Below are 9,415 nucleotides of genomic sequence, written 5' to 3'. Positions count from 1 at the left end.
GGGCGAGACGGCGTATCGAGACCCCGCGAGCCGACATCGCTCGCACTACACGATGACCGCGATGGCGGCCGCGGTGGCCGACAGGATCAGTGCGGCGAAGAACAAGGGCGGGCTGGGCTCGCCGGTTCGCTTCGACCGTGCGACGCCGATCCCCATTACGGCGCCCAGGACGATGAGGATCCCGAGCTTCACAGCGATCTTCGCGTGGTTGAGCGTCACGTCCGTACCCCACGGCGCGGCGAGTGCCAGCCCGGTGACCAACGAGAGCAGCAGACCGTAGTGCGCCACCCGGGTGAACTCGAACCGCCGAGCGACCGCCTCGGCGAACAGTGCGCCGAAAGTGATCGCGAACCCCACGATGTGCAGGAGAACTATTACGCTGCGTAGTAGATCCATCCGCCCAGACTAGCCGGTCTTCTCACGGCGTGGGGCGATCCCGGCGTCGTCGCGCCAATCCGGCAATACCCGCCCACGCGTTGTCGGGTGCGTAGGGCGCGGTCCAGCCGCGCCACATGACGATGACCCGGAAGAAGAACGCGACCGAGGTGCCGACGACGAGCGCCCACACCTCGCCCCCGCCGGCTTGATCCACCGCGACGGTGAGCCCGGCGCCGACGAGGGCGGGCACGGCGACCAGCTCACCTCCCCGCAGGAGCAGCGGCACCTCGTTCACGAGTACGTCGCGCAGGATCCCACCGCCCAGACCCGTCGTGACGCCGATCAGGGCCGCCGCCAGCGGGCTGGTGTCGGCGTGGACCGCCAGCAGGGCTCCGGTGGACGCGAACAACGCGACCCCGAACGCGTCGAGCACGTCGACCGTCCGGCGCAGCGACCCGAACTGCGGATGGAAGAAGAACACCACGAACGCGGCGACCGACGTGACGGTGAGGTTCTCCCACCCTTTGAAGGTCGTGGGCGGAGTGATGCCGAGCAACAGGTCGCGGGCCACGCCCCCGCCCAGCCCGGTGAGTACGGCCAACGTCCAGATCCCGAACGCGTCGAGCCGCTTTCGTACGCCGATCAGCGCACCCGACGCCGCGAACACGGCCATGCCGACATAGTTCAGAACGCTGAGCAGCACGGGCTTCTCCCACCCCTCGACGACGGCGACAATTCACCCTAGTCAGCGGCAGCGGCGGGTTCGGGGCAGAACCAGATCCACGTTCCGACGATGAGCATGCAGGCGACCCATTTCGACCGACCGGCGACAAGTCTCAGCCATGTCCACGTCTTACTCTGCCGCTGGCGACCACCCCGGCCCTTTGACGATATAGCCCCAGCGGTGTCGCCAGGTGGCCGCCGATCGCACGTCCCGGATGATGGCGCCGAACTCGTGCGTGGCGACCTTCAGCGGGTTGTGGGTTTCGATGTTCTTCGTGAGTCCGTAGTCCACGCGCTCGCCTTCGGGTTCGAAAGTCCCGAACAGCCGGTCCCAGACGATGAGGATGCCACCGTAGTTGCGGTCGAGGTACGCGTCGTTGGAACCGTGGTGCACCCGATGGTGGGACGGGGTGTTCATGAGGAACTCGATTGGCCTCCACAGCTTTCCGACGCGCTCGGTGTGGAGGAAGAACTGGTAGACCAGACTCACCGACTGCTGAAGGAGGATCATCCACGGCGGAATCCCGATGAGTGCCAACGGAATCCAGTACGGGAGCGAGCTGAACGGCGTCCACGGCTGCCGCAGCGCGGTGGACAGGTTGTAGAACGTGCTCGAATGATGCACGACGTGGCTCGCCCACAGCACTCTGATCGTGTGGTGGGTGCGGTGGTACCAGTAGTAGGCCAGGTCGTCGGCGAAGAACAGCACCACCCAGGTGAGCGGGTTGGTCGCCGAAAGATGAATGGGCGCAACGAGATACGCGCCAGCGAGCACCGCGACGACGACGAGCTTCCAGCCCAGGTTGATGATGACGTTGCCCAGTCCCATGAGCAGGCTGGTGCGGGTGTCGCGACGGTTGTAGCCAAGCTCGTCGTCGTCGGGAAGGAAGCGGAAGGAGAGATACTCCAGCGCCAGGCAGGCGACGAACACCGGGATGGCCGCACGGACGAGATCGAACACGGTCGCCCCTTAATTCCCGGGGACGCCGGACGTGGCGTCTTCGATGCTGACCTCGCTGGCCAGCGCGTCGAGGGAGACGATCACTCGACCGAGCAACTCCGACGTGAGGCGGTGAGCCCCGTCGCCGTCGCCGTCGGCGATCCGTCGCGCGAGCTCCACGTGGGCCCGACGGTCGAAGAGTTCACCGTCGAGGCCCAAAGCGCCGAAGACGCTCTCCCCCACCCCGCGCATGCCGGCGAGCAAGGTGTTGAGCGCCAGCAGATACGCAAGGTTCCCGGAGCCCTCGATGACGGCCGTCCAGAAGGCCGCGTCGGCCGCATACCCGCCGTCCGGATAGTCGTCGGCTAGCTCGACGATCGCGGCGCGCTGGCTATCGGACGCACGTTCCGCGCACAGTCGCGCGGCGTCGGCGGCCACGCTGCGACGCATCTCGGTCACATCGCGCAACAGCCTGATCGGCGGGACGACGCCGACCGAGGCGAGGGTGCTCAGCACCTCAAGGCCGGCGTTCTCCCGCCAGTCGAGAACCCTGGTCTTCCCGCCCTGCGCGATGTGGACGAGGCGAGCCTGTCGTACGCCTTTGAGTGCCTCGCGAATCGCATGACGGTTCACGCCGAACCGTTCCGCGAGTTCCCGCTCAGCCGGCAGCGCATCGCCGGGAGCCAGGCGGCCCGACAATATCTCGTCGACGAGCCGCGCGAACACCTCGTCGGAGACCGCGGCACGTGTGATCGGAGTGATGTCCACGGACGCGAGTGTGCCACGCCGAGATCATCTGGTCAACTGGTTGTACCAGTACTCTGATCAGTCGACTTCCCGCAAGATTCGCTCGATCTCGACCACGCGACGACGGACGTCGCCGGTATCGGCGGCCAGCGTCTCCTGATGTTCGCGCAACTGCGTCGACAACGCCTCGTAGCGTTTGACGAGTTCTTCCAGCTTCTCCTCGTCGCGTCGTGCGACCTTCGCTTTCGCCAGCGAGCTGGCCACCAGGAGCACGACGACCACGAGGATCGTCCCCAAGATCAGCACTCCCATACCGAAGATGACACCGGTCCAGTCCTCAACCATCGTTTCGAGCCTTTCTGTCGTTGGTCGGTTGCGTGAGAGTCGATACAGCCCCGGCGACGGTCGCCGGATCGATCGACCACGCGAAGTCGGTGACGGTGAAATAGCGGTGGGCCTTGCCGTCGTCGGCGACGGTGGTCTCGCCACGGACGAGCCCGGCTTCGGCCAATCGCTGCAGGTGCATGTGCACGAGCGGACGGCTGATGCCGAGGTCCCGGGCCAGCTGGCTCACGTACGTCGGCCCGGCGTGCAGCGCCGCGACGATGCGCAGCCGGTGCGGGTTCGCCAACGCCGACAGCGCCGCCAGCAATGCGTCTCCGTCGATCTCCTTCTTCGTCACATTCCCGATCGTGTCAGGTTCTACTGAGATATGTCAATCATTTCTTTCATATGTCGATGCTCACCGACACATCGGTGTTCGGGCCTACGGTGGAGGCAGCTGTCGCCGTCCGAGAGGAGCACCGCGAATGGAGTCGCTGGACGGGACGACGAGTGCGGGCTGACCCGGCACCCAACACAAACGCCTATCCCCGCACGGGCACGGTCTCGCGGTAGCGCCGTTGCCGGCATGCTCGCGAGCAATACCGGCGCCGCCGCCCGGTGGACGGCTGGGTGAATATGCTCGCGCACACCGCACAGCGACTCTGAGGCGCACCTGTTTCGTCACGCCATGCTTCTATTTCGTCACGTTGAGCAGAGGTAGCGGCCGGATCAGGCACAGAATGTGCCGCGGCGACGAAGCTCGCGACGGGAATCCGGCCGCGTGGAGTGTGGCTCATCAGCTCGCCGTCGAGCGAGGGACATTCGTCCACGATGTTGTCGTCGGGGCATTCCAGCAGGTGGATCAGGTACGCGCGGGCGCTCCGCAGCTTCTCGATCTTCTCCTCGATCAGTGCCGCGTGGCCTCTGACCGTCCGCTGCCATTCCTCGTTGCGGCGACCGCCCGTCACGACCGCCGCCTGTTCCAGCGGCATGCCACCCGTCACGCAGCACAGATACGCGAGGCCGACGCGACGCAGCTCGGTTTCGTCGTAGGCGCGCCGTCCGTTCACGCGGTGCGGTTCAGGCAGCACGTTTTGGGACTCCCACCATCGCAACGTCGAGGGAGCGATGTCGTAGAGCGCCGCGGCCTTGCCGATCGAGACAGCCTCAGTGGTGTTCATACCGGCATTTGACATCAAGTTGACTTGAAGATTCAAGATTGAGCCGTGGCGAACTCGGCTTCCGACCCCGGTATCAGTACGGAACAACCCCTGGGCCTCGCGGCGCCAGGCTCCCTCGCGCGACTGTTCGCGCCAATCCGGCCTCACTTGATCGTGTGCGGCGCGCTGTCAGCAGTGTCCGCGGCGGCGGGGATCGTGCCCTACATCGCCGCCGCCGAGATCGCGCGGATCATGCTCGATGATCGACAGGCGTCGCCCACCGTCGTCTGGAGTTGGGTGACCACCGGGGCCGTCGGGGCCGCGCTGTGGCTCGTGTTGCTGGTGCAGTCCTCCCGCGTCGGGCACTATGCGGACGCCGCGATTCTGTACGACCTGCGGTCGCGGATCGTGCGTCACCTCGGCTCGCTGCCCCTGGGGTGGTTTCGCGACGCCGGCTCCGGCCGGGTCAAGAGGGCGATGACCGGTGACTTGGAGGAGATGCACGAGGTCATCGCACACGCTTTGGGTCAGCTGGTGGGAGCGGTCACGGTGACGTCGGTGTCGGTGGGCTACCTGTTCTTCGTCGACGTCCCGATGGCGCTGGTCGTGCTGGGCGTCCTCGGTCTGATGGCGATCAGCTATCGGATCTCGATGCGCTCGATGACGACCCATGTGAACCGGCTGATCGCTGCGGAGGGGCGAATCAGCAGTGCCAGCATCGCGTACGCCGACGGTATCCAGGTGGTCAAGGCGTTCGGCACCGGAGGTCGGGTACTGCGTCGCTTCGACGAGGCCGTGAACGAGTATGCCGACGCGTTCGCCGCCTGGGTCGACGAGGTGCGGTACAGCACGGCGGTGACCCGCCTGCTCGGCTCGGAGATGACGGTCCTCGCGGCGGTCACGGCGGCGGGCGTGGCATTCATCGCCCGGGGGTCGCTCACCGGCTCTGATCTGGTGGCGTTCCTGGTCGTCGCGGTCGGCCTGCCCGCATCGATCATCCCGGCCGTGTCCGGGGCTCAGGCAGTGCGGAAAGGACGGATGGGGGCGGCCAACATCGAACGGCTGCTGTCGCAGACACCGCTACCCGAGCCGGGACAGCCACGCAGCCCGAGCGGCCACGGCGTCGAGTTCGACCACGTGTCGTTCGCCTACGACGGGACGACCTGCGCCGTCGACGATGTGACCGCCGTGTGCCCACCGGGCACGGTCACCGCGATCGTCGGGCCGTCGGGCGCGGGCAAGACCACGCTGGCGAGCCTGCTACCGCGGTTCTACGACGTGACGGGCGGTGCGATCCGGATCGGCGGTGTCGACATCCGCGAGATCGGCTCGGCCGACCTGCTGGCCTCGATGTCGCTGGTGTTCCAGGACGTCGCGCTCCTGCGCGACAGCGTCGCGGAAAACATCCGTATCGGCCGGCCCGGTGCCAGCGACGACGAAATCCGTCAGGCGGCGATCGCCGCCCACATCCACGACGTGATCGAAGCACTGCCCCGCGGTTATGCGACGCCACTCGACGCGGGCGGCGGTGCCCTCTCCGGCGGGGAGCGTCAACGCCTGACGATCGCGCGGGCAATCCTCGCCGGAGCACCGATCGTCGTGCTCGACGAAGCAACCGCTGCGCTCGACCCCGACAGCGAGACGGCCGTTCAGGATGCGCTGGCCAGGCTGGCCGTGGGCAAGACGGTGCTCGTGATCGCGCACCCGCTACACACCATCGCCGGTGCCGACCAGATCCTCGTCCTGGACAACGGCCGCCTGCTGGAACGGGGCCGCCATCATGAACTGCTCGCGCGAAACGGCCTGTATGCCCGAATGTGGGCCGCCCAGACGGGAGTTCCGGCATGATCCGCCGCCTCTACCGCCTCTGGCCCGACCCGAAGCTGCTGGCCCGGCTCTGGTCGCTCACCGCGATCGAGGCCGTCCTGCAGGGGCTGCTGCTCGGCCTGCTGGTGCCGATCCTCCACGCGGTCGTCCAGCCGGAGCCCGACATTTCCGCCGCGGCGCCGTGGCTCGTGCTCGGCGCTATCGGCGCCGTCCTGTACGGGGTCCTGGCCATCGTCTCCGACCCGGTGGGATATGCCGCGGCGGGTGCTCTCGCCGCACAGTTGCGCCAGCAGCTGATGCGCCACGTGAGCACGCTCCCGTTGGGCTGGTTCACCGCTACCCAGAAGGCGCGGCTCGCGCGGGGGGTCACCGCTGACGTCGGCGACGCCGCACACCTGGCGGTGGTGATCGGCAAACCGGTCATCACGTCGACGCTGCTGCCCGCAACCATCGTCGCGATCGTGTTCGTCGTTGACTGGCGTGTGGCGGTGCTGCTGTGCCTGATCGCTCTGCTTGCCTCATCGGCGCTGCGCCGCGCCGCGCGAGTCGCCGCCGAGGCGGAGATCGAGTTGGAGCGCGCCTCGGCCGATGTGGCCAGCCGGGCGATCGAACTCGGCCAGGCTCAGCCGGTGCTCCGTGCTGCCGGTCTCGCCGGCGGTACACCCCGAATGCGTGCGGCGCTCGACGACCATCGCGACACCTACCGGGCCGGCATGGATCGAGCCCGCCGACCGTTCTTCCGCTACACCGGTGTGGTCGCGACCGGATTCGTGGCCGTACTCGCCCTGGTGGCCTGGCTGATGCTCAGCGAGCGCGTCGAGGTGGCCACCGGCGTGGCGCTGCTGGTGTTGGCCGCTCGCTTCCTGCAGCCGCTCGGCAATCTGATCGACCTCATCGGGGCATTGCGCGCGATGACCAACAAGATCGCCCGGCTCGAGGATTTCCTCGCCACACCACCGCTGCCCGCACCGACCGATCCGGTGCACCGGATCGGCGAGCCCCACGTCGAGCTGGACCGGGTCACGTTCACCTATCCCGGTGGTGATGCGCCCGCGCTGCGCGACGTGTCGATGGTCTGTCGGGCAGGTACGACGACCGCGCTAGTCGGCCCATCGGGTTCGGGAAAGACCACGGTGACCCGGCTCATCGCCCGGTTCTTCGACGTCCAGGCGGGCCAGGTGCGCATCGGCGGCGTCGACGTACGCGACCTCGATCCGGGTGCGCTGCTCGACGAGATCGCGATCGTCTTCCAGGACGTCTACCTGTTCGACGACAGCATCGAGAACAATCTGCGCCTGGCGCGGCCCGACGCCACGTGGGACGAACTCCGCCGCGTCGCCGGCGCCGCACGGCTGGACGAGGTGATCGCACGGCTGCCGGGCGGCTGGAACACCCGTGTCGGCGAGGCGGGAGCACAACTGTCAGGCGGCGAGCGTCAGCGCGTCGCGATCGCCCGGGCCATGCTCAAACAGGCCCGCATCGTGCTCGTCGACGAAGCGAGTTCCGCTCTCGACCCGGAGAACGAGGCGGCGATCACCCAAGCCATCGCGAACCTCGGCACCGACCCGGACCGCACCGTCATCGTGATCGCCCACCGTCCGGCAACACTCGCCGCGGCCGATCACGTCGTATCGCTCGATGCGGGACAAGTGGTGGAGGCGGGAACCCCGGCAACGCTGCTGGAGACCGACGGGACGTTCGCCAGGATCAGCCGGCAGTATCAGCGGGCCCGGCACTGGCGCATCGGTGACGGCGCTGAGCCGTACCCCGCCCGCCCGATGTCGCAACCTTGATCGTCAGATGGGCTCAGCATGCTTGAGGATGGCGTCGATATCCGTCTGCGGCGGCAAGGTGCCGAACACGGTCCCCCAGTCCCGGTCCAGTCGCGACGCGCAATAGGCCTGCGCGACCGCGTCCGGTCCGGTCCTGATCAGCAGCCCAGCCTGCAGGACGAGCGCCATCTGCTCGACTATTCGTCGTGCCCGCAGCTCGATGTCGTCGAAGTAGGTCAGCTCCTTCTTCAGCGCCGTCAGCGCGTCGTCGTAGCGCGGGTCGGCGCCGGAGGCGAGATCGGCCTCGGCGAAGAAGGCGTCGACGGTGTGCGGCTCCCGTGCCATGGCACGCAGGGTGTCGAGCGCTGCGACATTGCCCGATCCTTCCCAGATCGACATGAGCGGCATTTCGCGGTACAGCCTGGCCATGTCGAAGTCCTCGATGTATCCGTTGCCGCCCAGGCATTCCAGCGCCTCGGCGGCCACGATCGGCCCGCGCTTGCAGACGTAGTACTTGGTCGCCGCAAGACCGATCCGCCGCAACGCGGCCTCGCCGTCGTCGCCGTGAATCGCACGGTCATGCGCACCGGCCAGCCGCATCATTACAGTGGTCGCCGCTTCGGACTCCAGCGCCAGGTCGGCGAGCACATTGCGCATCAGAGGCTGGTCGACGAGCGGTTTCCCGAAGACCGATCGGTGCCGGGCATGGTGGGCGGCCTGGACGAACGCGGACCGCATTCCGGACGCTGATGCGACGACGCAGTCCAGACGCGTCATGTTGACCATCTCGACGATGGTCTTGACCCCTCGCCCCTCCTCGCCGACCAGCCACCCGACGGCGTTCTCGTACTCGATCTCGGCGGAGGCGTTGGATTTGTTTCCGAGCTTGTCCTTGAGCCTCTGGAAGCGGATCGGGTTCAGGTCGCCGCCGGGCAGCACACGCGGCAGCAGGAAACACGAGAGGCCACCGGGAGCCTGCGCGAGCGTGAGGAACAGGTCCGACATGGGCGCCGAGGTGAACCATTTGTGTCCGACGATCCGGTACGCGCCCGGCTCGCCGTCGATCGGCGTCGCGGTCGTCGTGTTGGCGCGCACGTCCGAACCGCCCTGCTTCTCGGTCATCGACATTCCCGCGATCAGGCCCGACTTGGTCGCCGGGTCGCGCAGACCGAAGTCATAGACGCGGTTGGTCAGCAGTGGTTCGAACCTCGCGGCCAGCTCAGGGTTTGCCCGCAGCGCCGGTACGACCGCGTAGGTCATCGACACGGGGCACAGGTGGCCGGGATCGACGGTCCCCCAGGCGAAGGACTTCGCGGCGCGGGCGACGTGGGCGCCCGGCCGATCGTCGGCCCAGGCGGTGCCGCCAAGGCCGTGTCCGATGGCCGTCTTCATCAGCTCGTGATAGGCCGGGACGTATTCCACCTCGTCGATTCGGTGGCCGTAGCGGTCGTGGGTGAGCAGACGCGGCGGTACGCGTTCGGCCAGCCGCCCCCACTCGCGAGCCTCGGCCGTGCCCGCCAACCGACCCATCTCCCGGATCTCCT

At 67.5% G+C, this 9,415-nt stretch carries 10 protein-coding genes; 2 read left to right on the top strand and 8 right to left on the bottom strand.

Annotated elements, in window-relative coordinates; translation table 11 throughout:
- Positions 1-45: 45 nt before the first annotated feature.
- From GOARA_RS02645 to GOARA_RS02615, 7 genes are all read right to left on the bottom strand, one after another.
- Positions 46-396 (bottom strand): hypothetical protein, encoded by a 351-nt coding sequence (locus tag GOARA_RS02645; protein WP_007320739.1) that lies wholly within the window; start codon positions 394-396, stop codon positions 46-48.
- A gap of 22 nt (positions 397-418) precedes the next feature.
- On the bottom strand, positions 419-1,081 hold the full coding sequence (locus tag GOARA_RS02640; RefSeq protein ID WP_007320738.1) for a trimeric intracellular cation channel family protein: 663 nt from the start codon (positions 1,079-1,081) through the stop codon (positions 419-421).
- 150 nt (positions 1,082-1,231) lie between these two features.
- Complete coding sequence (locus GOARA_RS02635; protein ID WP_007320737.1) at positions 1,232-2,062, bottom strand: sterol desaturase family protein; 831 nt, start codon at positions 2,060-2,062, stop codon at positions 1,232-1,234.
- Positions 2,063-2,071: 9 nt separating this feature from the next.
- Positions 2,072-2,809 (bottom strand): FadR/GntR family transcriptional regulator, encoded by a 738-nt coding sequence (locus GOARA_RS02630; protein ID WP_007320736.1) that lies wholly within the window; start codon positions 2,807-2,809, stop codon positions 2,072-2,074.
- Between the two features lie 57 nt (positions 2,810-2,866).
- On the bottom strand, positions 2,867-3,133 hold the full coding sequence (locus tag GOARA_RS02625; RefSeq protein ID WP_007320735.1) for a hypothetical protein: 267 nt from the start codon (positions 3,131-3,133) through the stop codon (positions 2,867-2,869).
- Positions 3,126-3,470: an ArsR/SmtB family transcription factor gene (locus GOARA_RS02620; RefSeq protein ID WP_007320734.1), complete on the bottom strand. Its 345-nt coding sequence runs from the start codon at positions 3,468-3,470 to the stop codon at positions 3,126-3,128. Before GOARA_RS02620 ends, GOARA_RS02625 begins: the two co-directional genes overlap by 8 nt.
- A gap of 184 nt (positions 3,471-3,654) precedes the next feature.
- Positions 3,655-4,293 carry a helix-turn-helix domain-containing protein gene (locus tag GOARA_RS02615; RefSeq protein ID WP_138947505.1) on the bottom strand — a complete coding sequence of 213 codons (639 nt, stop codon included), beginning with the start codon at positions 4,291-4,293 and terminating at the stop codon, positions 3,655-3,657.
- A gap of 45 nt (positions 4,294-4,338) precedes the next feature.
- Between GOARA_RS02615 and GOARA_RS02610 the strand changes: the two genes are divergently transcribed.
- Entirely contained in the window at positions 4,339-6,120 is a 1,782-nt protein-coding gene (locus GOARA_RS02610; protein WP_007320732.1) for an ABC transporter ATP-binding protein, read from the top strand.
- Complete coding sequence (locus tag GOARA_RS02605; RefSeq protein WP_007320731.1) at positions 6,117-7,892, top strand: ABC transporter ATP-binding protein; 1,776 nt, start codon at positions 6,117-6,119, stop codon at positions 7,890-7,892. Before GOARA_RS02610 ends, GOARA_RS02605 begins: the two co-directional genes overlap by 4 nt.
- A gap of 3 nt (positions 7,893-7,895) precedes the next feature.
- On the opposite strand, the gene GOARA_RS02600 is transcribed toward GOARA_RS02605, so the two are convergent.
- A partial coding sequence (locus GOARA_RS02600; protein ID WP_040521506.1) for an acyl-CoA dehydrogenase family protein occupies positions 7,896-9,415 on the bottom strand: 1,520 nt, incomplete at its 5' end.

The organism is Gordonia araii NBRC 100433 (assembly GCF_000241265.1).
In the GTDB taxonomy this organism is placed as follows: domain Bacteria; phylum Actinomycetota; class Actinomycetes; order Mycobacteriales; family Mycobacteriaceae; genus Gordonia; species Gordonia araii.
The sequence above is the reverse complement of the archived record's forward strand: the minus strand, read 5'-3'. Positions and strand labels throughout refer to the sequence as shown.